Origin of the sequence: Burkholderia pyrrocinia, from assembly GCF_003330765.1 — a bacterium.
Taxonomy (GTDB): Bacteria; Pseudomonadota; Gammaproteobacteria; order Burkholderiales; family Burkholderiaceae; genus Burkholderia; species Burkholderia pyrrocinia_B.
In genome coordinates this window covers 3,126,407-3,150,721 of record NZ_CP024902.1, presented here as the reverse complement: position 1 = coordinate 3,150,721, position 24,315 = coordinate 3,126,407, and the positions used below count along the sequence as shown (strand labels likewise).

Sequence of the window (24,315 nt, the reverse complement as noted above, 5' to 3'; positions counted from 1 at the left end):
GTTATTAGCGGGAACAGGCCCTAAGGCGACGGAATCGCACCGGCTAAACCCGCGTTACCGGTGCGCGGGGAAAGGTGATATGGTTGTGCGTGCAACTATCGTGGCGCGCATGACGGTGCCGCCGGACGGCCCGCGCCACGCGCGCCGCGCACACCCGCAACCGGAGTTCCCCCAATGCAACGTGTACCGAACCAGCCGTTCACGCGTCCCGCCCGCTTCTCCGAAGCCGAATGGCAGGCGCGCGTGCAGCTTGCGGCGGCCTACCGCATCTTCGATCATCTCGGCTGGACCGAACTGATCTACAACCATATCTCGCTGCGCGTGCCGGGCGAGGACGGGCATTTCCTGATCAACCCGTTCGGGCTCCATTACCGCGAGGTGTGCGCGTCGAACCTCGTGAAGATCGACATCGACGGCAACGTGATCGGTCATTCCGACTGGCCGATCAATCCGGCCGGCTTCACGTTTCACAGTGCGATCCATGCGGCGCTGCCCGGCGCGCACTGCGTGATGCACGTGCACACGACTCCCGCGATGGCCGTGTGCTGTTCGCGCGACGGGCTGTCGTTCTCGAATTTCTATTCGGCGCAGTTGTACGGGAAGATCGCGTATCACGACTTCGAGGGCGTCACCGTGCATCTCGAGGAGGGGCGGCGCATCGTCGAGAGCGCGGGCGGGCGGCCCGTGCTGCTGTTGCGCAACCACGGACCCGTGACGATCGGCGCGACGCTCGCGCAGACGTTCGCGCTGATGTGGCTGCTCAATCGCGCGTGCGAGGTGCAGGTCGCCACGCACGCGATCGGCGATGCGCTGCCGGTCGCGCCGCCCGTGCTCGAGGCGTGCGTGCGCGATTCGCTGAATTTCGATCCGAAGCACGGCGCGGGGCAGGACGCGTTCGACGCGCTGCAGCGCATCGTCGATCGCATCGATCCCGGCTATCGCGCGTGACGCGAAGCGCTGCGCTCACCGGCGGCGCACGAAAAAAAACGCGGCCGGGTGGCCGCGTGAATACTCGCAGACTCCTTCGGACGAAGGAAACAAGCAACTGTGAAACGAAGTGTAGCGAAAGGCCGCGCGCGGATTCAGCCATCGGGCTGCAAAGGTCCGTTCCAGGTTGACGCAGACTGACGCGCCGACGGGCGGTGCGGCGATTCGCGGCATGGCCGTTCGGCGGACTGCCGGATCGGCGGCGATCGACTACCATCATGTCTGGCGCCCCCGTTCGGGCGGCGTACAACGTCGTGCAAGGAGAGTCCATGCTCAAGCTGCGTTTGCTCCAGGTCGCGTTACTCGCGGGCGTGCTGGCCGCCGGCAGCGCCGCCGCCGAAACGGTACGCCTGTCCGCCAATCTCCAGCCGTCGAGCGAAGTGCCGCCGACGGTAACCAAGGGCTCGGGCGCCGTCGAGGCCACCTACGACACGGCCACGCACACGCTGCAGTGGGCGGTAACTTACAAAGATCTCACGGGGCCGGCTACCGCTGCGCATTTCCACGGGCCCGCGCCGGTCGGCCAGAACGCGGGCGTGCAGGTGCCGATTCCGAAGGACGCGCTGGCGAGCCCGATCAAGGGCTCGAAAGAGCTCACCGACGCGCAGGTCACCGACCTGATGAGCGGCAAGTGGTACTTCAACGTCCATACGAAGGAGCACCCGTCGGGTGAGATCCGTGGCCAGGTGATGCCGGCGAACTGAGCGCCGGCGTTTGATGTAGAGGCTCCTGTCAAGCGGCGCGGGAGCGATCGCACTTACCATCGTCACATTGTGATTACGGAGTGCGTCCGATGAGTTGGCAAAGCAAGTTCGCCTGCTGGCTGCTGCGCTGGCAGTTCCGTCCCGAGACCACGCGCGAGGTGCTCGATCCCGCCCGCGCACGGCGCTTTACCGACCTGCGGATGGTCGTGCCGCGCCGCGCGCCGTCGGGCTACCGGTTGCGCCAGTGCTACGGCGTGGGCGACGCGCCGCTGCGCGGCGAATGGCTCGAACGCACCGACACAGGCGCGGGTCGCGGGCCCGGCCGCACGCTGCTGTACTTCCACGGCGGCGGCTATTACTTCTGTTCGACCAGGACCCATCGGCCGCTCGTGTTCGGCCTGACGAAGCGCGCGGGCGTGCGCTCGTTCTCGCTCGACTACCGGCTCGCGCCCGAAAACCGCTTCCCGGCCGCGCTCGACGATGCGCTGGCCGCGTACCGGCAACTGCTGGCGCTCGGCACGCCGCCCGAGTCGATCGTGCTCGGCGGCGATTCGGCGGGCGGCGGCCTTGCGCTCGCGACGCTCGTCGCGCTGCGCGACCGCGGCGAGCCGCTGCCGGCCGGCGCGATCCTGTTCTCGCCGTGGACCGACCTGGCGGCCACCGGCGACACGATGCGCACCAACGACGGCGCCGATCCGATGTTCGCCGGCGCGGCGCTGCCGAAAGCCGCGAAGCTGTATCTCGGCGACGAACCGGCGACGAATCCGTACGCGTCGCCGCTCTACGCGGATTTCGCGGGCCTGCCGCCGCTCTACATCCAGGTCGGCAGCACCGAGGTGCTGCTTGACGATTCGCGCCGCGTCGCCGAGAAGGCGAAGGCGGCTGGCGTGCCGGTGGAGCTCGAGGTGTGGCCGGACATGCCGCACGTGTGGCAACTGTATGCGCCGATGGTGCCGGAAGCGCGCGACGCGCTCGACCGCGCGGCCGCGTTCCTGCGCCGCGTCGCGGTCGAACGTGCGGTTCAGCGCGTCGGCGAGGCGTCGATCGCCTGATAGGCGGCCTTGACGGCCACCGAGCCGTACTTGCGCTCGAGCCGGCGCACGGTGAAGTGGCCGTGCGCCATCTGCTGGAAGTGGTCGATGAACAGCGTGTTGACGGTCGCGCCGAGCACGGCGCCGATCGCCGGAATCGACTTCGCGGCCATCTGCTCGGTCACCTGTACCGAGAAGCGCGATGCTACCGTCTGCACGAGCTTGAACACGGCCGCCGAGCTGTGCGCGGCGATGCCTTTCGTCGTGATGTCGGACGACGCCTTCGAGATGGCCTGCGCGAGCGCGCCGCGCAGCACGAAATAGCCGAGATCGGCGTCCTCTTCCTGCTTGTTCGTGCTACCGCCCATGCCGAGTACGGCCAGGCATTGCAGTTGCGTATCGACCGACGCCAGGTCCTCGCCTTCGCTGCGCGCGATGTCGCACACCGAGCGGAAGATCAGCGTGGTCGTGACCGGCAGTTCGACCGGCAGCGCGAAAAAGCCGAACGCGCCGCCCGCCGCGCCGGTTGTCGCGACCGCGAGCTTGTGCAGCAGGTTGCTCGGCTTGTCGGGCTCGGCGTCCGGCGCCGGCGGCTTGCCGAGCGTGCGCAGCGCGATGTTCAGGCACTTGCGCAGCGCGAGCTGCGTCGCATCGTTGATCTTGCCGGTCGCGAAATCCGGCAGCCGGGCGATCATTTTCTCGACCGGCGCGCCGAGCATGCCCGTCAGCTTCATCGTCAGTGACGGGCTTTCCAGCACCTGCTTCGCGCGCCCCAGCGCGTCCCGATCCTCCTGGGACAGCGTCGTCGCGGGGGTGATTGAAATCGGTTCCATTTTTCTCCTTGGCGGCCGGAACAGGCCCTAAACCGTCGCCAGCCTAGGTTACTCCGACGTGCTAGAATTTTGAGATTGTTTGACTCGTCAAAAGTTGCATCAACAAAAAATGGCCGTCCATACTGCCGCCCACCATTCGAGCGGGCAAGTCCTGCCGTTCCGCGAATCGCTGCTGGCGATGATCGGGATCTCGTTCGTCACCATGCTCGTCGCGCTCGACCAGACCGTCGTCGGCACCGCGCTGCCGACCATCGTCGCCGAGCTCAGGGGCTTCGACCTGTACGCGTGGGTCGCGACCTCGTACCTGCTCAGTTCCGTGATCACGGTGCCGATCTTCGGCCGTCTCGGCGACTATTACGGCCGCAAGCCGTTCGTGATCGCGTCGATCGTCGTGTTCACCGCCGCATCCGTGCTGTGCGGGATGGCCAACGACATGCTGTATCTCGTGCTCGCGCGCGGGCTGCAAGGCATCGGCGGCGGGATGCTGGTCGGCACCGCGTTCGCGTGCATTCCCGACCTGTTCCCCGATTCCGTCGTGCGGTTGCGCTGGCAGGTGCTGATGAGCTCCGCCTTCGGCATCGCGAACGCGGTCGGCCCGTCGCTGGGCGGCGTGCTGACCCAGTCGTTCGGCTGGCGCTCGGTGTTCTACGTGAACCTGCCGGTCGGCCTGCTGTCGTTGCTGTTCGTGTGGCGCTACCTGCCGCACCTGCGCCACGTCGAGCACGATCGCAAGATGCGGCTCGACTGGCCGGGCGCGCTGCTGATCGCGCTGTCGCTCGGCGCAATGCAACTGTTCGTCGAATGGCTGCCGAAGTACGGCGTCGCGAGCTGGGCGTCGTTGCTGCTCGTCGTCGCGGTCGCGGCCGGCGTCGGCCTGTGGCACTGGGAGAAGCGCTGCGCGCAGCCGATTCTGCCGTTCGACATGTTCGGCAACCGCGCGCTGTCGGCGCTCTTCATGCTCGCGATCCTCGCCGGTTTCTCGATGTTCTCGCTGCTGTTCTACGCGCCGCTGCTGTTCCAGGGCGGCTTCGGGATGTCGCCGAAGGAGGCGGGGCTCGTGATCACGCCGCTCGTCGTGTTCATCACGATCGGCAGCATCATGAACGGCCGCGTCGTCACGCGCATCCGCAATCCGAACGCGATGCTGCACGTCGGCTTCGTGCTGTTCGCGATCGCGTGCGCGGGCATCGTCGTGTCGACGCACACGACGCCGACCTGGATGCTGATGGCGCTGATGGCCGCGGGAGGCATCGGGCTCGGCTTCGTGCTGCCGAACCTCACCGTGTTCGCGCAGCAGGCGGCCGGCCGCGAGCACCTCGGCATCGCGACGGCGCTGCTGCAGTCGCTGCGGATGGTCGGCGGGATGGTCGGCACCGCGCTGACGGGCACGCTCGTCAACCAGATGTATTCGGGCGGCGTGCGCAATGCGCTGTCGGCCGACCATGCGATGCAGTGGCATGCGCAGCTCGCCGATCCGCAGATCCTGATCGATCGCGCGGCGCAGGGCGGTCTCGTCGCGGAGCTGACGCGTGCCGGGCATAATGGCGCGCTGCTGCTGGAAGCGGCCCGCGAATCGCTCGTCGGCGCGATTCACCTGGGCGTCGCGATGGCGGCCCTCGTCGCCGTGGTGTCGGTGTGGCAGTGCCGCCGCGTGCCGCCGATCGCGCTGCGGAGCAAGATCGAACCGCACGTCGCGGCCGATTGAACGATTCACCGGAAACGAAATCAGCGCATGGAAGAACAGGACCGCGTCGCGATCTTGCAGCAATTCGGACGCACGTACCGCGCGTTCATGACCGCGTTCGAAGCGCACGTCGGGCAGCCGATGCCGCGCTGGCGCATCATGGTCGCGTTGCACACGATGGGCGGGCATTCGTCGCAGAAGCGGCTCGTCGAAGTGTTGCGCATCGATCCGGGCGCGCTGACGCGCCAGTTGAAGGCGCTCGATGCGCTCGGCTGGATCGAGCGCGAATCCGATGCGCGCGACAACCGCGTGACCAATGTGACGCTGACGGACGACGGCCGTGCCGCGTTCGACGCGTGCATGCCGCGCCGCAAGGCGTTTCTCGAGCAGACGATGGCGCAGTTGCCGGACGACGTGCTGAATGCGCTGTCGGGCGCGCTGGCGATGCTGGAATCGCGGATCGCGGACGCCGGTTCGACGCCGGTCGCGCGCTGAAGCGCGGGGCAGGTGGCGCGTACGCCGCGACCGCGCCCGATCGCGACCGGCAAGCGGGCCTGACATCCCGCCACCGGCCGGCGCTTCATCTCATCTCATTTCACTTCACTTCACGTTTACAGCTCGATGCGTGTTCCCAGCAGCGCGAGGAACTGCGCGAGCCATGCCGGATGCGCGGGCCACGCGGGCGCGGTGACGAACGGCGCGTCGGTCACGGCCGCGTCGACCGGGATGTCCGCGTATTCGCCGCCCGCGAGCTTCACCTCGGGCGCGCAGGCCGGGTAGGCCGAGATGCGCTTGCCGCGGATCACGTCGGCCGCCGCGAGCAGCTGCGCCGCATGGCAGATCGCCGCGATCGGCTTGCCGGCCTCGGCGAACGCGCGCACGAGCGCGATCACCTTCGGATCGAGTCGCAGGTATTCGGGGGCGCGGCCGCCCGCGATCGCGAGCGCGTCGTAGCGCGACGCGTCGACGTCGTCGAATGCCGCGTTCAGCGTGAACTGGTGGCCGGGCTTCTCGGTGTAGGTCTGGTCGCCTTCGAAATCGTGGATCGCGGTCTTGATCTTGTCGCCCGCGCGTTTGCCCGGGCAGACTGCGTCGACGTGGTGGCCGACGGCCTGCAGCGCCTGGAACGGCACCATCGTTTCGTAGTCTTCGGCGAAATCGCCGGTCAGGAACAGGATCTTCTTCGCGGCCATGGCTTTCTCCAGTGAAGCGGCGTTGAGCGCCCGTTCGCGCCGTGCGCGGCAGACGGGCGCAACGGCCTCGAGGCGCCGTTGCGCAGCGCACAACGGTCCCGAGGACGAAAGCGCAGTGTACTCCGGCAGATTGAAGCGCGCGTGACGGCCGCCCCGCGCGAGCGGCGGGGCGGCGCGCGCACCATGCGTCAGAAGAAGGTTTCGACCACTTCCGTCACCTGGAACTGCGGATCGAGCACGAGCACCTGGCGCCACTTGTCGAACGTCAGGCACGGGTGCGAGATGTCGAACGCGACCATGTCGCCGACCTTCACGTCCGCGCCCGGCGGGATCTGCAGGTATGCGTGCTGGTCCATCATCCCGGTGACGGCCCAGCCTTCGGTGGCGGCGACGTCGCGCGGCGTGCTGTCGCGGCCCGGGCGGAAGTGGCGCGCCGGCTCGGGCAGTCCTGCATCGAACGCCGCGTCGCGCTTGCCGAGCGCGACGATCGCGCGATTCTGCTCCGGCACCGACTGCACGTAGGCCCACAGCTGCAGCGCGGGCAGCAGCCCTTCGCCCATCGTGCGTGCGATCGGGTTGCGCGCGAACACGTCGGTCTGCGCTTTCTTGTAGATGCCGACATCGTGCGTCAGGTAGCAGCCCGGACGCAGCACGACTTCCGCGAAGCCCGCGTCGGACGCCTTCGCGAATTCCTCCGCGACCACGTCGTACCACGCCGAACCGGCGCCGGACAGGATCGCCGGCGTGCGCGCGAAGCGGCCCGCGGCGGCCAGCTCGCGCGTGAGCGCGACCGCGCCCTGCAGGAACGCGCGGATCTCGCCTTCCTCCTTCAGCACGCCTTCGTAGAGTTCGATGCCGGCCAGCTTCAGCGTGTCCGGATAGCGCGCGAGCGCGGCGAGCACGGCCTCGCGCTGCGCGGCATCGCGCACGCCCGCGCGGCCGCCCGGCACGCCGAGCTCGAGCAGCACGTTCAGCGGCTTCTTCAATTCGCCGAAGAAGCGGCCGAGCTGGTCGACGCTCTCGGCGGAATCGACGAGGCAGAAGAATTCGAAGTCAGGATCGGACAGCAGCCCGGCGATGATCGTCATGTTCTGGCGGCCGACGAGCTGGTTCGCGAGCAGCACGCGCCGCACGCCGCCGTGATACGCGGCCTGCGTCTGGTGCGCGGTTGCGAGCGTGATGCCCCACGCGCCCGCGTCGAGCTGGCGGCGGAACAGTTGCGGCGCCATCGTCGTTTTGCCGTGCGGCGCAAACTTGACGCCATACTGCTGGACGAATGCCTGCATCCAGTTCAGGTTGTGTTCGATGCGATCCTCGTAAAGCACGGCGGCCGGCAGGCTGACGTCTTCGGCGAGCAGGTTCCACTCGAGGCGGCCCGCGTCGCCGAGCGGCACGCTCGCGCTCGGCAGATTGCCGAGACCCTTGCCGAACGGATCAATCGTCGCTTCCTGATAGTTTGTAACTTTCATGTCATCCTGCTCCATCATCACTATGCATTGCACTGAAGTTGACACGCAGATGGTACAGAAAGTAGCATCTGCGCGGTGATGTTATTTAGTAACATCAAGCTCCACACCCTTTCCCACAGATGAATACGCCCGCCACCCCGTCCGCTCCGCTCGCGGTAGAGCCCCATCCGGCTCCGGTCGCTCCGCCGGTCCTCGACATCGTCGCGCGGATCGCCGAATGCGCGCCCGAGCTGCGCGAAGCCGAGCGCAAGGTCGCCGCGTTCATCCTCGCCGATCTCGCGCGCGCCGCGCATGCGAGCATCGGCGCACTTGCGCGCGACGCGGAAGTCAGCGTCGCGACGGTCACGCGTTTCGCGAAGGCCGTCGGCTGCCGCGACGTGCGCGAACTGAAGGTGCTGGTCGCGCAGGCGGCGGCGGTCGGCCAGCGCTTTCTCGTGCCGTCCGACGATGCGTCGTCCGACGACACGAACCCCGCGTCGGTCGTCTACGACGAGATTCGCCTGGCGCTCGCGCACAACCACCAGCTGCTGCGCAACACGTCGTTCGACGCGGCGGCCGACCTGCTCGCCGGCGCGAAGATGATCTACGTGTACGGGCAGGGCGGCGGCTCGACCGCGCTCGCCGACGAGCTGCGCTTCCGGCTCGTGCGCTTCGGCCGGCCGGTCGCAAGCTACCAGGACAGCCTGCTGCAGCGGATGGTGTCCGCGACGCTGTCGCGCGACGCCGTCGTCGTCGCGCTGTCGGTGAGCGGGCGCGTGCCCGAACTGCTCGAGAGCTGCCGCCTCGCGAAGCGCTACGGCGCGAAGCTGATCGCGATCACGGCGCCGGCTTCCCCGCTCGCGAAGCTGGCTGACCACCTGATCCCGGTCGTCGCGTTCGAAACCGATTTCATTTACAAGCCGTCGACATCGCGCTACGCGATGATGATGGCGATCGACGTGCTCGTCACCGGAGTCGCGCTGCGGCTCGGGGATGCGGGCCGAGAATCGTTGCGCCGCATCAAGCATGCGCTCGATGCGCATCGCGGCGGCGGAGACCGTCAACCGGTAGGAGACTGACCATGCATTCGCATCCCGAAGCCGCCGATACGCTGATCGTCGGCGCGCAGCTTTACGACGGCACCGGCGCACCGCCCGTCACGCGCGACGTCGCGATCCGCAACGGCGTGATCGCGGCGATCGGCAACCTGTCGAACTGGCTCGCCGAGACCGTCGTCGATGCGAACGGCCGTGCGCTCGCGCCGGGTTTCGTCGACGTGCACACGCACGACGACACGCACGTGATCCGCGCGCCGCAAATGCTGCCGAAGATCTCGCAGGGCGTCACGACCGTGATCGTCGGCAATTGCGGGATCAGCGCGTCGCCGGTGACGCTCGCGGGCGATCCGCCCGACCCGATGAACCTGCTCGGCGAGCGCGGCGCGTTCCTGTACCCGACCTTCGCCGACTACGTCGCGGCCGTGAACGACGCGCGTCCGGCCGTGAACGTCGCGGCGCTCGTCGGCCATACGGCGCTGCGCAACAACCAGATGGACCGCCTCGACCGCGCGGCGACCGACGGCGAGATCGCCGGGATGCGCGCGCAGCTCGAGGAGGCGCTGGCGAACGGCGCGCTCGGCTTGTCGTCGGGCCTCGCATATGGCTCCGCGTTCGCGGCGCCGGCCGAGGAAGTGATGGCGCTCGCCGAGCCGCTCGCGAACGCGGGCGCGCTGTACACGACGCACATGCGCACCGAGTTCGACGCGATCCTCGATGCGATGGACGAGGCGTATCGCGTCGGCCGCCATGCGCAGGTGCCGGTCGTGATCTCGCACCTGAAGTGCGCGGGCCCGTCGAACTGGGGGCGCAGCACCGAAGTGCTCGCGTCGCTCGAAGGCGCGCGCCGCTATCAGCCGGTCGGCTGCGACTGCTACCCGTACAGCCGCAGCTCGTCCACGCTCGACCTGAAGCAGGTGACGGGCGATATCGACATCACGATCACGTGGTCGGAGCCGCACCCGGAAGTCGCCGGCAAGCTGCTGAAGGCGATCGCGGCCGACTGGGGCGTGACCGAGCAGGAGGCCGCGCAGCGCGTCCGCCCGGCGGGCGCCGTGTACCACAACATGTCCGAGGACGACGTGCGCCGGATTCTGTCGCACCCCGCGACGATGGTTGGCTCGGACGGCCTGCCGAACGATCCGCTGCCGCACCCGCGGCTGTGGGGCGCGTTCCCGCGCGTGCTAGGCCATTACGTGCGCGACACGAACCTGCTGCCGCTCGAGGAGGCGATCCGCAAGATGACGTCGCTGTCCGCACGCCGCTACGGGATCGCGCAGCGCGGCGAGGTGCAGGTGGGCTACCACGCGGATCTCGTGCTGTTCGATCCGGCGCGCGTGATCGACGCCGCGACGTTCGAGAAGCCGCAGCAGCCCGCGCACGGGATCGACGCCGTATGGGTGAACGGCGTGCTGACCTACGAGAACGGCCAGCCGACCGGCGAGCGCGCCGGCGGCTTCGTCGCGCGCGGCGAGCGCGTGCCGGTGGGCGCAGAGGCTGCGTTCTGAGTCCGGGCGCGGCTGTTGTTCCGATCTTCCCGCGTGTGCCGCTGCCGGCACGCGCATCCGCAACCGTGCGTTGCACGGGATCCGGGTCAGCGCTGAAGCGCCTGCCCGGGTCGACAAAACAAGGAGTGAAACGATGAAGCGATATGGCGTAGGCGAAGCGAAGGGGACCGGCGGCCAGGTGATGCCGTTCGCACGCGCGGTCGAGGCCGACGGCTGGCTGTACGTGTCGGGCCAGACGCCGATGGTGAACGGCGAGGCCGTCGAAGGCGGGATCGTCACGCAGTCGAAGCAGACGATCGAGAACGTGATCGCGATCCTGAAGGAAGCGGGCTACGGCCTTGAGCACGTCGTGCGCTGCGGCGTGTGGCTCGACGACGCGCGCGATTTCGCGTCGTTCAACAAGGTGTTCATCTCGTACTTCGGCGAGCATCCGCCGGCACGCGCGTGCGTGCAGTCGAGCATGGTCATCGACTGCAAGGTCGAGGTCGACTGCATCGCGTACAAGGCGCCGGCGAAGTAACGCGGCCGCGCTTCCCCGCGCACAGGAAAACAGCCCGTTCGGCGCGAGCCGGACGGGCTGTTTCGTTTAGGCGATGCCGCTACGGCCTGCGGTGACCGCTTGCCGCTATTACTGCCGCGCCGTCCGCGCGTTGTCCGGCATCGGCTGGTTGTAGTTCGTGCGGAACGGATTGATGTCGAGCCCGCCGCGGCGCGTATAGCGCGCGTACACCGCAAGCTTCACCGGTTTGCACGCATGCAGGATGTCGAGGAAGATCCGCTCGACGCACTGCTCGTGAAAGCCCGTGTGGTTGCGAAACGAGATGATGTAGCGCAGCAGGCCCGCGTGGTCGATCTGCGGCCCGACGTAGTGGATCTGCACGCTGCCCCAGTCGGGCTGGCCCGTGACCGGGCAGTTCGACTTCAGCAGGTCGGACACGAGCGTCTCCTCGACCGGCGCTTCGTCAACGGCCGCCGACAGCAGCGACGGATCGGGTTCGTACACGTCGGTGTCGAGATCGAGCCGGTCGAGCGACAGCCCGTCGAGCTCGTCCATGTTCAGCTTGCGGAAGTCGTGCGGCGACACGAGTTGCACGGCGACGCTCGCGCCGCATGCGGCCGACACGTCGCGCTTCAGCGTGTCGCGCACCGCGTCGACCGAGTCGAACTTCGACTGCGCGAACGAGCCGAGATACAGCTTGAACGACTTCGATTCGACGATGTTCGGCGATTCGGCCGGCACGTAGAAGGTCGCGACCGCGACCTGCGGCTTGCCGCGCGCGTTGAGCCACGACAGCTCGTAGGCGTTCCAGATGTCGGTGCCGAAGAACGGCAGCGCCGACGTGATGCCGATCTGCTCGCGCGCGCCGGCGCGCGGGATCGGGAACAGCAGCGACGCGTCGTACTGGACTGCGTAGACGGTGGCCTTGCCGAGCGGGGAATGTTCGGGATTCATTGCGTGACGCCTTTACGACAGGAAGAGGCGGTAAGCCGGGTTGGCGCTCTCTTCGACATACGGATAGCCGAGTGCCGCGAGGAAGCGCTCGAATTCGGCGTGATCGGCCTGCGGTACCTGCAGTCCGACGAGGATCGAGCTGTAGTCCGCACCCTGGTTGCGGTAGTGGAACAGGCTGATGTTCCAGTCCGGCGCCATCGACGACAGGAACTTCATCAGCGCACCCGGCCGCTCCGGGAATTCGAAGCGGAACAACCGCTCGTCGAGCGCGAGCGGCGAGCGGCCGCCGACCATGTAGCGGATATGTTCCTTCGACAGCTCGTCGTGCGTCAGGTCGACGGTCTTGAAGCCGTGCGACTCGAAGTTCGCCGCGATCTCCGCCGATTCGCCGCGGCGACGGATCTGCACGCCGACGAAGATGTGCGCGGACTGCGCATCGGCGATCCGGTAGTTGAACTCGGTGACGTTGCGATCGCCGACGAGCGAGCAGAAGCGCTTGAAGCTGCCGCGCTCCTCGGGGATCGTGACGGCGAACACGGCTTCGCGCGCTTCGCCGACCTCCGCGCGCTCGGCGACGAAGCGCATCCGGTCGAAGTTGATGTTCGCGCCGGACGTGACCGCGACGAGCGTCTGGTTCTCGATCCCTTCGCGTTCCGCGTAGAGCTTCGCGCCCGCTACCGCGAGCGAGCCGGACGGCTCGAGCACGCTGCGCGTGTCCTGGAACACGTCCTTGATCGCCGCGCACAGCGCGTCGGTGTCGACCGTCACGACGCCGTCGAGGAATTCGCGGCACAGCCGGAAGGTCTCCTCGCCGACGAGCTTCACCGCGGTACCGTCCGCGAACAGGCCGACTTCGGTCAGCTCGACGCGCTCGCCCGCCTTCAGCGACTGCGCCATCGCGCACGAATCCTCGGCCTGCACGCCGAACACCTTGATCTCCGGACGCACCGCCTTCACGTACGCGGCGACGCCGGACGCGAGCCCGCCGCCGCCGATCGGCACGAAGATCGCGTGAATCGGGCCCTGGTGCTGGCGCAGGATCTCCATCGCGATCGTGCCTTGGCCGGCGATCACGTACGGGTCGTCGAACGGGTGGACGAACGTGAGGTCGCGTTCCTCCTGCACCTTGACCGCGTGCGCGTACGCATCGCTGTACGATTCGCCCGCCTGGATCACCTCGACGCTCGGGCCGCCGTGCGCGCGCACCGCATCGACCTTCACCTGCGGCGTCGTGACGGGCACGACGATCACGGCCTTGATGCCCATCCGGGCCGCGGAGAACGCGACACCCTGCGCGTGGTTGCCGGCCGACGCCGTAATCACGCCGCGCGCGAGCGCGTCCGCCGGAATGTGCGCCATCTTGTTGTACGCGCCGCGCAGCTTGAACGAGAACACCGGCTGGTTGTCCTCGCGCTTCAGGTACACGGCATTGCGCAGCCGGGCCGACAGGTTATGGGCGGGTTCGAGTTCCGTCTCGATTGCGACGTCGTAGACGCGCGCGGTGAGGATTTTCTTCAGGTAATCGTGGGATGCCATGGGCGCTCGCGTGCAGTGCGGAAGCAGACGGTAAAAGATCAATGATAGCGCCAAGGGTCCGCCCGCACGCAAGCGGCATGCCGAGCGAGCAGTCGCGGGGCCGCGCGGGCGGTGCGTTCGCGACGCGGAGCGTGCCGTTTTTACCGGTTTAACCGCACGGTTACCGACCGGACGGCCGGCGAATGATCGCACGAAACCGCGCCGAGCCAGGCCTGGCGCGGCTTGCGGCGATAGCCCCACGACCTGTCCGGCGTGTCACGTATGGCTCGATCATGGGTTAGAATTCTGTTTTGAATCAAGGATCGGAAGATGCAGAGGCACCCTCGGATCGCCCAGTTGAAGCCGTCGCCGCGCGCAGCCAGCCCAGCGGCGGAACGGCATGCGCGCCGCGCGCGATCGTGCTGATCATTCCGAGTGCCGCCAGGCCCTGTCGCCGGCCAGGAGGGGCGAACCAACGCCCGCTCCGGCCCCATGAAGGACAGCCGCGCGCCTGGTAACAGAACAGATTTCCCCAAGATTGCGCCCACGCGCTTGCCGACGCCCGTGCACGGTGTATCGGCCCTCCGAGTCGTCAGACCATGAACGCACCACAAGTTTTCGATCCGAATGGCGCGGCCGCCGCCGTCGCCGCCGACCCCGCGCCCCGTCTGCGCGAGATTCCCTATAACTACACGTCCTTCTCGGATCGCGAGATCGTGATCCGGCTGCTCGGCGAAGAGGCGTGGTCGGTGCTCGACGAACTGCGCGCCGAGCGTCGCACGGGTCGCTCGGCACGGATGCTGTATGAAGTGCTCGGCGACATCTGGGTCGTGCGCCGCAACCCGTACCTGCAGGACGACCTGCTCGACAATCCGAAGCGCCGCGCGCTGCTGATCGAGGCACTGAACCACCGCCTGACCGAGATCGGCAAGCGCCGCAGCGCGGATCTCACCGCGCACCGCGACGACGCGGGCCGCGAGCGCGCCGTGCGCGTCGAGATGCTCGAAACCGCCGCGCAGCGCGCGGTCGACGAGTTCGCCGACGAATTCGAGAAACTGGCCGACCTGCGCCGCCGCGCGACCAAGGCGCTCGGCCGCTGCACGCAGAAGGACAACATCCGCTTCGACGGGCTGTCGCGCGTGTCGCACGTGACCGACGCGACCGACTGGCGCGTCGAATACCCGTTCGTCGTGCTGACGCCCGACACCGAAGCCGAGATCGCGGCGCTGATCAAGGCCTGCTTCGAGCTTGGCCTGACCGTGATCCCGCGCGGCGGCGGCACCGGCTACACGGGCGGCGCGGTGCCGCTCACGCCGTTCTCCGCGGTGATCAACACCGAGAAGCTCGAACAGCTCGGCGCGGTCGAGCTGACCGAACTGCCGGGCGTCGCGCACAAGGTGGCGACGATCTTCTCCGGCGCGGGCGTCGTCACGCGCCGCGTGACCGAGGCGGCCGAGGCGGCCGGCTACGTGTTCGCGGTCGATCCGACCTCGCTCGACGCGTCGTGCATCGGCGGCAACGTCGCGATGAACGCGGGCGGCAAGAAGGCCGTGCTGTGGGGCACCGCGCTCGACAACCTGGCCTGGTGGCGGATGGTCGACCCGGACGGCAACTGGCTCGAAGTCACGCGCCACGAGCACAACCAGGGCAAGATCCACGACATCGCGGTCGCTCGTTTCGAGCTGAAGTGGTTCGACGGCGCGTACGCGCCGGGCGAGAAGCTGCTGCGCACCGAAATGCTCGAGATCGAAGGCCGCCGGTTCCGCAAGGAAGGCCTCGGCAAGGACGTGACCGACAAGTTCCTCGCCGGCCTGCCGGGCGTGCAGAAGGAAGGCTGCGACGGGCTCATCACGTCCGCGCGCTGGGTGCTGCACAAGATGCCCGCGCACACGCGCACCGTCTGCCTCGAATTCTTCGGCCAGGCGCGCGAGGCGATCCCGAGCATCGTCGAAATCAAGGATTACCTGTTCGAGACGTCGAAGCAGGGCGGCGCGATCCTCGCGGGTCTCGAGCACCTCGACGAGCGCTACCTGCGCGCGGTCGGCTACGCGACCAAGAGCAAGCGCAATTCATTCCCGAAGATGGTGCTGATCGGCGACATCGTCGGCGACGATGCCGACGCGGTGGCGCAAGCGACGTCCGAGGTGATCCGGATGGCGAACGGCAAGAGCGGCGAAGGTTTCGTCGCGGTCAGCGCGGAGGCGCGCAAGCGCTTCTGGCTCGACCGCAGCCGCACGGCCGCGATCGCGAAGCACACGAACGCGTTCAAGATCAACGAGGACGTCGTCATCCCGCTGAACCGGATGGGCGAGTACACCGACGGCATCGAGCGGATCAACATCGAGCTGTCGCTGAAGAACAAGCTGCAGCTCGTCGACGCGCTGGAGGCGTTCTTCCGGGCCGGCAACCTGCCGCTCGGCAAGACCGACGACGCGAACGAGATCCCGAGCGCCGAACTGCTCGAAGACCGCGTGCAGCAGGCGCTCGAACTGCTCAAGCGCGTGCGTGCCCGCTGGGAATTCGTGCGCGACCGGCTCGACCAGCCGGTGCGCGAGGCGCAGCACTACCTCGTGCAGCTCGGTTACGAGGCGCTGGCCGAGAAGTTCGCGGATCGCGCCGACGAGCAGCCGGGCGCGACCGTGTTCCACATCACGCAGGACCGCACGGTGCGCATCTCGTGGAAGCAGGAGATTCGCGCGGAGCTGCGCGCGATCTTCAACGGCGGCGCGTTCAAGCAGATCCTCGAAGAGGCGCAGGCGATCCACAAGCAGGTGCTGCGCGGCCGCGTGTTCGTCGCGCTGCACATGCACGCGGGCGACGGCAACGTCCACACGAACCTGCCGGTCAACTCCGACAACTACGAGATGCTGCAGGACGCCCACGCGGCGGTCGCGCGCATCATGAAGCTCGCGCGCTCGCTCGACGGCGTGATTTCCGGCGAGCACGGGATCGGCATCACCAAGCTCGAATTCCTGACCGACGACGAGATCGCCGAATTCCGCGCGTACAAGCAGCGCGTCGACCCGAACGGCCGCTTCAACAAGGGCAAGCTGCTCGACGGCGCCGATTTGCGTAATGCCTATACGCCGAGCTTCGGGCTGATGGGGTACGAATCGCTGATCATGAAGCAGTCCGACATCGGCGCGATCGCCGATTCGGTGAAGGACTGCCTGCGCTGCGGCAAGTGCAAGCCGGTGTGTGCGACTCACGTGCCGCGCGCGAACCTGCTGTACAGCCCGCGCAACAAGATCCTCGCGACGTCGCTGCTGGTCGAGGCGTTCCTGTACGAGGAACAGACGCGCCGCGGCGTGTCGATCAAGCACTGGGACGAGTTCAACGACGTGGCCGACCACTGCACGGTCTGCCACAAGTGCGTGACGCCGTGCCCGGTGAAGATCGACTTTGGCGACGTCACGATGAACATGCGCAACCTGTTGCGCAAGATGGGCAAGAAGAAGTTCAATGCCGGCAATGCGGCGGGCATGTTCTTCCTGAACGCGACCAATCCTCAGACGATCAACGTCGCGCGCAGCGTGATGATGGGCGTCGGCTACAAGGTCCAGCGCTTCGCGAACGACATGCTGAAGAAGGTCGTGACGAAGCAGACGCAGCACCCGCCCGCGACGACCGGCAAGCCGCCCGTCGTCGAGCAGGTGATCCACTTCGTCAACAAGAAGATGCCGGGCAACCTGCCGAAGAAGACGGCGCGCGCGCTGCTCGACATCGAGGACAACAAGATCGTGCCGATCATCCGCAACCCGAAGTCGACGACCGTCGATTCGGAAGCGGTGTTCTACTTCCCGGGCTGCGGCTCCGAGCGCCTGTTCTCGCAGGTCGGGCTGGCGACGCAGGCGATGCTGTGGGAAGCGGGCGTGCAGACCGTGCTGCCGCCGGGCTACCTGTGCTGCGGCTATCCGCAGCGCGGCGCGGGCCAGTACGACAAGGCCGAGAAGATCGTCACCGACAACCGCGTGCTGTTCCACCGGGTCGCGAACACGCTGAACTACCTCGACATCAAGACGGTGGTCGTGTCGTGCGGTACCTGCTACGACCAGCTCGCCGGGTATGAATTCGACAAGATCTTCCCCGGCTGCCGGATCATCGACATCCACGAGTTCCTGCTCGAGAAGGGGATGAAGCTCGACGGCGTGTCGGGCACGCGCTACATGTATCACGACCCGTGCCATACGCCGATCAAGACGATGGATCCGGTGAAGCTCGTCAACGAGCTGATGGGCGCCGAGAAGGACGGCTACAAGATCGAGAAGAACGATCGCTGCTGCGGCGAGTCGGGCACGCTCGCGGTCACGCGTCCGGACATTTCGACGCAGGTCCGCTTCCGCAAGGAAGAGGAGATCCGCAAGGGCGCCGCGAAGCTGCGCAGCATCCCGGTCGTCGCGGGCGGCGAGCCCGCACCGGCCGCAGCCGCCGCGAACGGCCCGGACGTGAAGATCCTGACGAGCTGCCCGTCGTGCCTGCAGGGCCTGTCGCGTTACAGCGAGGATGCGAACCTCGAAGCCGACTACATCGTGGTCGAGATCGCGCGCCAGGTGCTCGGCGAGAACTGGATGGCCGACTATGTCGCACGCGCGAACCATGGCGGGATCGAGCGCGTGCTGGTCTAATGCGGGCATGACGACCGCCCGACCGGGCTTGGGATGAGCGGGCGCCGGCGTTGACGCGCGGGCGCCCGCCCACATGGGAGCGACGATGGAATGCGTGTTTTGCCGTGAAGACGGCGGCGAGCTGCTCTGGCGGGACGATGCGCTGCGCGTCGTGCTGGCAACGGGCGAGCACGAGTACCCGGGCTTCTGCCGGGTGATCTGGGGCGCGCACGTGGCCGAATTCTCCGATCTCGGCGAGCCCGAGCGGGCACACCTGATGCGCGTGGTCTACGCGGTCGAGCGGGCCGTGCGCCGCGTGATGCAGCCGAACAAGGTGAATCTCGCGAGTCTCGGCAACATGGTGCCGCACGTGCACTGGCACGTGATCCCGCGCTTTTCGAACGACGCCCATTTCCCGCAGCCCGTATGGGCGCCGCGCCAGCGTGGCGTGTCCGAGGCGCTGCTGCGCTCGCGCGCCGCGCAGGCCTCGCTGCTGCACAATGCGGTGCGCGAGGAAATTCAACGCATGACCGATTCGAGGCAGCCATGAGCGGTTTGACTTCCACGACGCCGATTCCGTCCGGCGTCGTCGTGCACGCGGTGTCGCGCGTGCTCGAATTGCAGTACCCGAACGGCGACAGCTACCGGATCCCGTTCGAGCTGATGCGCGTGTATTCGCCGTCGGCCGAGGTGCGCGGTCACGGGCCCGGCCAGGAGACGCTGCAGACGGGCAAGCGCGAAGTGACGATCACGGCGCTCGAGGGCGTCGGCAACTATGCGCTGCAGCCGACCTTCTCCGACGGCCATTCGACCGGTATCTACTCGTGGGATCTGCTGTACGAGCTGGCGACGCAGCAGGACGCGCTGTGGCGCGACTATTTCGAAAAACTGAAGGCGGCGGGCGCCGATCGAGACGCCCCGATGCAGGCGGCCACGGCGCCGCACGGCCACTGCCACTGAAATCGACGGCGCCCGCTCGGCGCCGTCTTGCCATTTACTGAGGATCAACGCGATGAGCAAAACCCACTTCGGCTTCGAAAGCGTCGAGGAAAACGAAAAAGCGAAGAAAGTGGCGGGCGTGTTCCATTCGGTCGCGAGCAACTACGATCTGATGAACGACCTGATGTCGGCGGGTATGCACCGCGCGTGGAAGGCGTTCACGATTGCGCAGGCGAACGTGCGCCCCGGCTTCAAGGTGCTCGACATCGCGGCCGGCACCGGCGACCTGACCAAATCGTTCGCGAAGTCTGCCGGGCCGACGGGCGAGGTCTGGCACACGGACATCAACGAATCGATGCTGCGTGTCGGCCGCGACCGGCTGCTCGACAAGGGTATCGTGACACCGTCGCTGTTGTGCGATGCCGAGAAAACGCCCTTTCCGGACAACTACTTCGACGTCGTCACGGTCGCGTTCGGGCTGCGCAACATGACGCACAAGGATGCTGCGCTGGCCGAGATGCGCCGCGTGACGAAGCCCGGCGGCCGCGTGATGGTGCTGGAATTCTCGAAAGTCTGGGATCCGCTGAAAAAAGCGTACGATCTGTATTCTTTCAAAGTATTACCGTGGCTTGGCGACAAGTTCGCGAAAGATGCTGAAAGTTACCGGTATCTTGCTGAATCTATCCGGATGCACCCCGATCAGGACACGCTGAAGACGATGATGGAACAAGCGGGCCTCGATGCCGTCAAATATTACAATTTGTCAGGTGGCGTGGTAGCTTTACACATGGGAACCAAGTACTAAGGGGTTCTTTCCATACATTAGCCTTACATCTGGAGAAAGTGATGTCCGAATCGCGTTCGTTGTTCAACCGTAGCAAGCCGTCGAAGCCGTGGGCTCGACGGGTCGGCACGCTGCTGATGGTCGGCCTGCTCACGGCCGGCACGTTCGCATCGCTCGACGCCGAAGCCAAGCGCATGGGCGGCGGGCGCAGCATCGGCCGTCAGAATTCCACCGTCACGCAGCGCCAGGCCACGCCGCCTGCGCAGCAGCCGATGCAGCAGGCCGCGCCGTCGCAGGCGCAGCGTGCGAACCCGGCCGCGGCCGCGCCGGCCGCGCAGCCCAACCGCTCGCGCTGGCTCGGGCCGATCGCCGGCCTCGCGGCCGGTCTCGGCATCGCGGCGCTGCTGTCGCACTTCGGTCTCGGCGAGGCATTCGCCGGCATGATGTCGAACATCATCGTGATCGCGCTGCTCGCGATGGTCGGCATCTGGCTGGTCCGCAAGTTCATGAACCGCCGCCGTACGCAGGAGCCGGCGTACTCGGCCGGCGGCTCGGCGTCGTCGTCGGGCGGCTACTCGCAAAGCCCGTCGTTCCAGCAGGGCAGCACCGGCAGCAACTATGCGGGCAGCGGCAGCAGCTACGCGAACGAAGCGCAAGGCGTGTTCGGCGGCGGTGCCGCGGCCGCCGGCGCGGCGGCTACGGCGGCGCCGCTCCAGGTGCCGGCCGGCTTCGACACCGAAGCGTTCCTGCGCAGCGCGAAAGTCTATTTCGTGCGCCTGCAAGCCGCGTGGGACCAGGGCAACCTGGCCGATATCCGCGAGTTCACGACGCCCGAAATGTTCGCCGAGATCAAGATCGACCTCGATTCGCGCGGCAACGAGTCGAACCAGACCGATGTCGTGCAGCTCGACGCGGAACTGGTCGCGATCGAGGATCGCGGCATCGAGCAGTCGGCGAGCGTGCGCTTCCACGGCCTGATCCGCGAATCGCCGAATGCGTCGGCCGCGCCGCTCGACGAGGTGTGGAACCTGTCGAAGTCGGGCAGTCAGGGCTGGCTGCTCGCGGGCATCCAGCAGATCAACACGCACTGAGCGTGACCGGCGGCCCGGGCCGCCGGACGCCCGGGCGATGGCCGCCGCACTGCGACCGCTTGCCGCCCGGGTGTGCGGTCGGGCACGGTCTGCCGACGATCCGACGTTACAATAGAAACCCGCGTGGGCGCCCGGCCTGCGCGGGTTTTTTCTTTCCCAGCCCGATGACCTTTGCCGCCAAGCCTTTTGCTGCTGCCGTCAACCACCTGCTCGCGCGCGAATCGTGGGCGCGCGACCGCCTGATTCCCTATGCGGGCAAGACTGCCCGGATCGACGTGCCGCCCGTCACGCTCACGCTGCTGGTGCAGCCCGACGGCTATCTGTCGGCCGTCGACGCGCACGATGCGCAACAGGTCGACGTGTCGATCGCGCTCGCGGGCGACACGGTCGCCGCGTTCCTGCAGGGCGGCCAGGCGGCCGTGATGAAGCACGTGAAGATCGAGGGCGATGCGGAGTTCGCGACGCAGATCGCGAAGCTGGCCGAGCACCTGCGCTGGGAACCCGAAGAAGATCTCGCGAAGCTGGTCGGCGACGCGGCGGCGTACCGGATCGCGACGGTCGTGCGCGACGCCGGCGCGCGCGCGCGACGCACGGGCCGCAACGTGCTCGATTCCGTCGCCGAATACTGGCTCGACGAGAACCCGCAAGTCGTCCGGCGCGCGTCGCTCGGCGGCTTCGACGCCGAATTGGCGCGCGCACGCGATGCGCTCGCGCGGGTCGAAAAGCGGGTCGAGCGACTCGAACAAAAAATCGGCGCGCGCACGGGTTCAGGCCCGCGCGGCGCGCACTGAGGGCCGCAGGGCATGCGCATTTTCCGTTTCATCAAGATTGTCTTCACCGTCATCCGCTTTGGTCTCGACGAGGTGATGCTGTCCCGGATCGACGACCGCCGCGTGAAGTTGCTGCTGCGGATCACGACGATCGGCCGCCGCTATTCCGATCCGCCCGCCGTGCGGCTGCGTCATGCGCTCGAAAGCCTCGGCCCGATCTTCGTGAAGTTCGGCCAGGTGCTGTCGACGCGCCGCGACCTGCTGTCGGTCGATTTCGCGAACGAACTCGCGAAGCTGCAGGATCAGGTGCCGCCGTTCGATTCGGCGGTCGCGATCGCAATTATCGAGAAGTCGCTCGGCGCGCCGGTCGACGAGCTGTTCGACGAATTCGAGCGCGAGCCGATCGCCAGCGCGTCGATCGCGCAGGTGCATTTCGCGAAGCTCAAGGAGGGCGTGCACGCGGGCAAGGCCGTCGCGGTCAAGGTGCTGCGCCCGAACATGCTGTCCGTCATCGATTCCGATCTCGCGCTGATGCGCGACATCGCGATCTGGACCGAGCGCATGTGGGCCGACGGCCGGCGCCTGAAGCCGCGCGAGGTGGTCGCCGAATTCGACAAGTACCTGCACGACGAGCTCGACCTGATGCGCGAGGCCGCGAACGGCAGCCAGCTGCGTCGCAACTTCGCGGGCCTCGACCTGCTGCTCGTGCCCGAGATGTTCTGGGATTTCTCGACGTCGCAGGTGCTCGTGATGGAGCGCATGACCGGCGTGCCGATCAGCCAGGTCGAGACGCTGCGCTCGGCCGGCGTCGACATCAAGAAGCTCGCGCGCGAAGGCGTCGAAATCTTCTTCACGCAGGTGTTCCGCGATGGCTTCTTTCATGCGGACATGCACCCCGGCAACATCCAGGTGAGCCTCGACCCGAACACGTTCGGCCGCTATATCGCGCTCGATTTCGGGATCGTCGGCGCGCTGTCCGATTTCGACAAGAATTACCTCGCGCAGAACTTCCTCGCGTTCTTCAAGCGCGACTACCACCGTGTCGCGACACTCCACCTCGAATCGGGCTGGGTGCCGCCCGAGACGCGCGTCGAGGAGCTCGAAAGCGCGATCCGCGCGGTGTGCGAGCCGTATTTCGATCGTGCGCTGAAGGACATCTCGCTCGGCCAGGTGCTGATGCGCCTGTTCTCGACGTCGCGCCGCTTCAACGTCGAGATCCAGCCGCAACTCGTGCTGCTGCAGAAGACGATGCTGAACGTCGAAGGGCTCGGCCGCTCGCTCGACCCCGAACTCGACCTGTGGAAGACCGCGAAGCCGTACCTCGAGCGCTGGATGACCGAGCAGATCGGCCTGCGCGGCTGGTACGAGCGCTTCAAGGTCGAGGCGCCGCAGTGGAGCAAGACGCTGCCGCAACTGCCGCGCCTGATCCACCATGCGATGGCGGCGCGCCACGATGCGCCGCGCGCCGCGAGCGAGGATCTGATGCGCCAGGTCCTCGTCGAGCAGAAACGTACGAACCGGCTGCTGCAGGCGCTGCTGATCTTCGGCCTTGCCGTCGGCGTCGGGGCGCTCGTCGCGCGCGTGCTGCTCGCGCTCACGTACGGCGCATGACCGAAAGGAGCACGGCGATGACCGATCCGAAGCAACCGGCCGCACCGGCGGCCGCCGATTTCGCGACGCGCGATCCCGGCAACGCGTCGTTCTGGGACGAGCGTTTCGAGCGCGGCGTGACGCCGTGGGAATTCGGCGGCGTGCCCGACGGCTTTCGCGTGTTCGCGCACCGGCTCGAGCCGTGCGCGGTACTGATTCCCGGCTGCGGCAGCGCGCAGGAGGCAGGGTGGCTTGCCGAGGCCGGCTGGCCCGTGCGCGCGATCGATTTCGCCGCGCAGGCGGTGGCCGCCGCGAAGGCGCAGCTCGGTGCGCATGCGGATGTCGTCGAGCAGGCCGACTTCTTCGCGTACCGGCCGCCGTTCGACGTGCAGTGGGTGTACGAGCGCGCATTCCTGTGCGCGCTGCCGCCGAGCCTGCGCGCCGGCTATGCGGCGCGGATGGCTGAACTGCTGCCCGTGGACGGATTGCTGGCCGGCTATTTCTTCCTGACGGCGAAACCGAAGGGGCCGCCGTTCGGGATCGAGCGTGCCGAACTCGACGCGCTGCTCGCACCGCACTTCGAACTGATCGAGGATTTGCCCGTGACCGATTCGCTGGCCGTGTTCGAAGGGCACGAGCGCTGGCTCACGTGGCGCCGCCGCTGATGCCCGGGCGTCGCGGCCGTTGCCGGAGCGCGCCAGGGTTTCGGCTATAATTCAAGGTTTTGCAAGCCGTTTCCAGTTTCTGCGGGATAAATATCATGCCGATCTACGCCTATCGATGCGACGCGTGCGGTTTCGCGAAGGACGTGCTCCAGAAGATGAGCGACGCGCCGCTGTCGCAATGCCCTGAATGCGGGAAGGATGCTTTTCGCAAGCAGGTCACCGCCGCCGGCTTCCAGTTGAAGGGTTCGGGGTGGTATGTCACCGATTTCCGCGGTGGCGCGGGCGGCGCCAGTGCGCCGGCAGCGGCGTCGGGCGACGCGGCGCCGGCAGCACCCGCGGCACCGGCTGCGGCCGCGCCGGCCGCAGCGAGTTCCGAAAGCACGACGACGACGAGCGCCGCGCCCGCACCGGCCGCGGCGCCCGCAGCCAGCAGTTGACAGTCGCGGCCCGGCCGGGTCGCG

Annotated in this window: 22 protein-coding genes; 17 read left to right on the top strand and 5 right to left on the bottom strand. The window is 67.4% G+C overall.

Annotated features, from left to right (window positions below; genetic code table 11):
• Window positions 1-174: 174 nt before the first annotated feature.
• From CUJ89_RS15265 to CUJ89_RS15255, 3 genes are all read left to right on the top strand, one after another.
• Entirely contained in the window at window positions 175-948 is a 774-nt protein-coding gene (locus CUJ89_RS15265) for a class II aldolase/adducin family protein (protein WP_114178048.1), read from the top strand.
• A 308-nt stretch (window positions 949-1,256) separates the two neighbouring features.
• Window positions 1,257-1,691 (top strand): CHRD domain-containing protein, encoded by a 435-nt coding sequence (locus CUJ89_RS15260; RefSeq protein WP_114178047.1) that lies wholly within the window; start codon window positions 1,257-1,259, stop codon window positions 1,689-1,691.
• An 89-nt stretch (window positions 1,692-1,780) separates the two neighbouring features.
• A complete protein-coding gene (locus CUJ89_RS15255; RefSeq protein ID WP_114178046.1) occupies window positions 1,781-2,743 on the top strand; it encodes an alpha/beta hydrolase in 963 nt (320 codons plus the stop codon).
• On the opposite strand, the gene CUJ89_RS15250 is transcribed toward CUJ89_RS15255, so the two are convergent.
• The gene (locus CUJ89_RS15250; RefSeq protein WP_114178045.1) at window positions 2,713-3,555 is read right to left on the bottom strand and encodes an EcsC family protein; all 843 of its coding nucleotides are present in this window, start codon (window positions 3,553-3,555) and stop codon (window positions 2,713-2,715) included. The two genes, CUJ89_RS15255 and CUJ89_RS15250, sit on opposite strands and share 31 nt — an antisense overlap.
• A 109-nt stretch (window positions 3,556-3,664) precedes the next feature.
• Between CUJ89_RS15250 and CUJ89_RS15245 the strand changes: the two genes are divergently transcribed.
• Together CUJ89_RS15245 and CUJ89_RS15240 are read left to right on the top strand one after the other, a co-directional pair.
• Window positions 3,665-5,260, top strand: a complete 1,596-nt coding sequence (locus tag CUJ89_RS15245; protein ID WP_114178044.1) for an MDR family MFS transporter — start codon at window positions 3,665-3,667, stop codon at window positions 5,258-5,260.
• A gap of 27 nt (window positions 5,261-5,287) precedes the next feature.
• Window positions 5,288-5,734 carry a MarR family winged helix-turn-helix transcriptional regulator gene (locus CUJ89_RS15240; RefSeq protein WP_114178043.1) on the top strand — a complete coding sequence of 149 codons (447 nt, stop codon included), beginning with the start codon at window positions 5,288-5,290 and terminating at the stop codon, window positions 5,732-5,734.
• Between the two features lie 116 nt (window positions 5,735-5,850).
• Here the strand turns inward: CUJ89_RS15240 and CUJ89_RS15235 are convergent, their stop codons facing one another.
• Entirely contained in the window at window positions 5,851-6,432 is a 582-nt protein-coding gene (locus CUJ89_RS15235; RefSeq protein ID WP_048242758.1) for a DJ-1/PfpI family protein, read from the bottom strand.
• A 188-nt stretch (window positions 6,433-6,620) separates the two neighbouring features.
• Entirely contained in the window at window positions 6,621-7,901 is a 1,281-nt protein-coding gene (locus tag CUJ89_RS15230; RefSeq protein WP_114178631.1) for an amino acid deaminase, read from the bottom strand.
• Window positions 7,902-8,020: 119 nt separating this feature from the next.
• Between CUJ89_RS15230 and CUJ89_RS15225 the strand changes: the two genes are divergently transcribed.
• The 3 genes from CUJ89_RS15225 to CUJ89_RS15215 all read left to right on the top strand — a co-directional run bounded on the left by CUJ89_RS15225 (window position 8,021) and on the right by CUJ89_RS15215 (window position 10,963).
• Window positions 8,021-8,959: a MurR/RpiR family transcriptional regulator gene (locus CUJ89_RS15225; RefSeq protein WP_114178042.1), complete on the top strand. Its 939-nt coding sequence runs from the start codon at window positions 8,021-8,023 to the stop codon at window positions 8,957-8,959.
• A gap of 2 nt (window positions 8,960-8,961) precedes the next feature.
• Window positions 8,962-10,443, top strand: coding sequence for an N-acyl-D-amino-acid deacylase family protein (locus CUJ89_RS15220; protein WP_114178041.1), 1,482 nt, complete (start codon window positions 8,962-8,964; stop codon window positions 10,441-10,443).
• 133 nt (window positions 10,444-10,576) lie between these two features.
• On the top strand, window positions 10,577-10,963 hold the full coding sequence (locus CUJ89_RS15215) for a RidA family protein (RefSeq protein WP_114178040.1): 387 nt from the start codon (window positions 10,577-10,579) through the stop codon (window positions 10,961-10,963).
• A 108-nt stretch (window positions 10,964-11,071) separates the two neighbouring features.
• Here CUJ89_RS15215 and queF read toward each other — a convergent pair whose 3' ends face one another.
• Window positions 11,072-11,896, bottom strand: a complete 825-nt coding sequence (queF, locus tag CUJ89_RS15210) for an NADPH-dependent 7-cyano-7-deazaguanine reductase QueF (RefSeq protein WP_114178039.1) — start codon at window positions 11,894-11,896, stop codon at window positions 11,072-11,074.
• A 12-nt stretch (window positions 11,897-11,908) separates the two neighbouring features.
• Window positions 11,909-13,432 (bottom strand): threonine ammonia-lyase, biosynthetic, encoded by a 1,524-nt coding sequence (ilvA, locus tag CUJ89_RS15205; RefSeq protein WP_114178038.1) that lies wholly within the window; start codon window positions 13,430-13,432, stop codon window positions 11,909-11,911.
• 578 nt (window positions 13,433-14,010) lie between these two features.
• On the opposite strand from ilvA, the gene CUJ89_RS15195 reads away from it, so the two are divergent.
• The 9 genes from CUJ89_RS15195 (at window position 14,011) to CUJ89_RS15155 (ending at window position 24,291) form a co-directional block, all read left to right on the top strand.
• Window positions 14,011-18,036 carry a DUF3683 domain-containing protein gene (locus tag CUJ89_RS15195; RefSeq protein WP_114178036.1) on the top strand — a complete coding sequence of 1,342 codons (4,026 nt, stop codon included), beginning with the start codon at window positions 14,011-14,013 and terminating at the stop codon, window positions 18,034-18,036.
• Window positions 18,037-18,121: 85 nt separating this feature from the next.
• Window positions 18,122-18,565: an HIT family protein gene (locus CUJ89_RS15190; RefSeq protein ID WP_114178035.1), complete on the top strand. Its 444-nt coding sequence runs from the start codon at window positions 18,122-18,124 to the stop codon at window positions 18,563-18,565.
• Window positions 18,562-18,975 carry a gamma-butyrobetaine hydroxylase-like domain-containing protein gene (locus CUJ89_RS15185; protein ID WP_114178034.1) on the top strand — a complete coding sequence of 138 codons (414 nt, stop codon included), beginning with the start codon at window positions 18,562-18,564 and terminating at the stop codon, window positions 18,973-18,975. Before CUJ89_RS15190 ends, CUJ89_RS15185 begins: the two co-directional genes overlap by 4 nt.
• A 52-nt stretch (window positions 18,976-19,027) precedes the next feature.
• The gene (gene ubiE, locus CUJ89_RS15180) at window positions 19,028-19,759 is read left to right on the top strand and encodes a bifunctional demethylmenaquinone methyltransferase/2-methoxy-6-polyprenyl-1,4-benzoquinol methylase UbiE (RefSeq protein ID WP_114178033.1); all 732 of its coding nucleotides are present in this window, start codon (window positions 19,028-19,030) and stop codon (window positions 19,757-19,759) included.
• 41 nt (window positions 19,760-19,800) lie between these two features.
• Window positions 19,801-20,829 carry a Tim44 domain-containing protein gene (locus CUJ89_RS15175; protein WP_114178032.1) on the top strand — a complete coding sequence of 343 codons (1,029 nt, stop codon included), beginning with the start codon at window positions 19,801-19,803 and terminating at the stop codon, window positions 20,827-20,829.
• Window positions 20,830-20,993: 164 nt separating this feature from the next.
• Entirely contained in the window at window positions 20,994-21,620 is a 627-nt protein-coding gene (locus CUJ89_RS15170) for an SCP2 domain-containing protein (RefSeq protein WP_006487883.1), read from the top strand.
• 12 nt (window positions 21,621-21,632) lie between these two features.
• Window positions 21,633-23,210: a ubiquinone biosynthesis regulatory protein kinase UbiB gene (ubiB, locus tag CUJ89_RS15165; RefSeq protein ID WP_114178031.1), complete on the top strand. Its 1,578-nt coding sequence runs from the start codon at window positions 21,633-21,635 to the stop codon at window positions 23,208-23,210.
• A gap of 17 nt (window positions 23,211-23,227) precedes the next feature.
• Window positions 23,228-23,854, top strand: a complete 627-nt coding sequence (locus tag CUJ89_RS15160; protein ID WP_114178630.1) for an SAM-dependent methyltransferase — start codon at window positions 23,228-23,230, stop codon at window positions 23,852-23,854.
• A 95-nt stretch (window positions 23,855-23,949) separates the two neighbouring features.
• Entirely contained in the window at window positions 23,950-24,291 is a 342-nt protein-coding gene (locus tag CUJ89_RS15155) for an FmdB family zinc ribbon protein (RefSeq protein ID WP_114178030.1), read from the top strand.
• Window positions 24,292-24,315 lie beyond the last annotated feature (24 nt).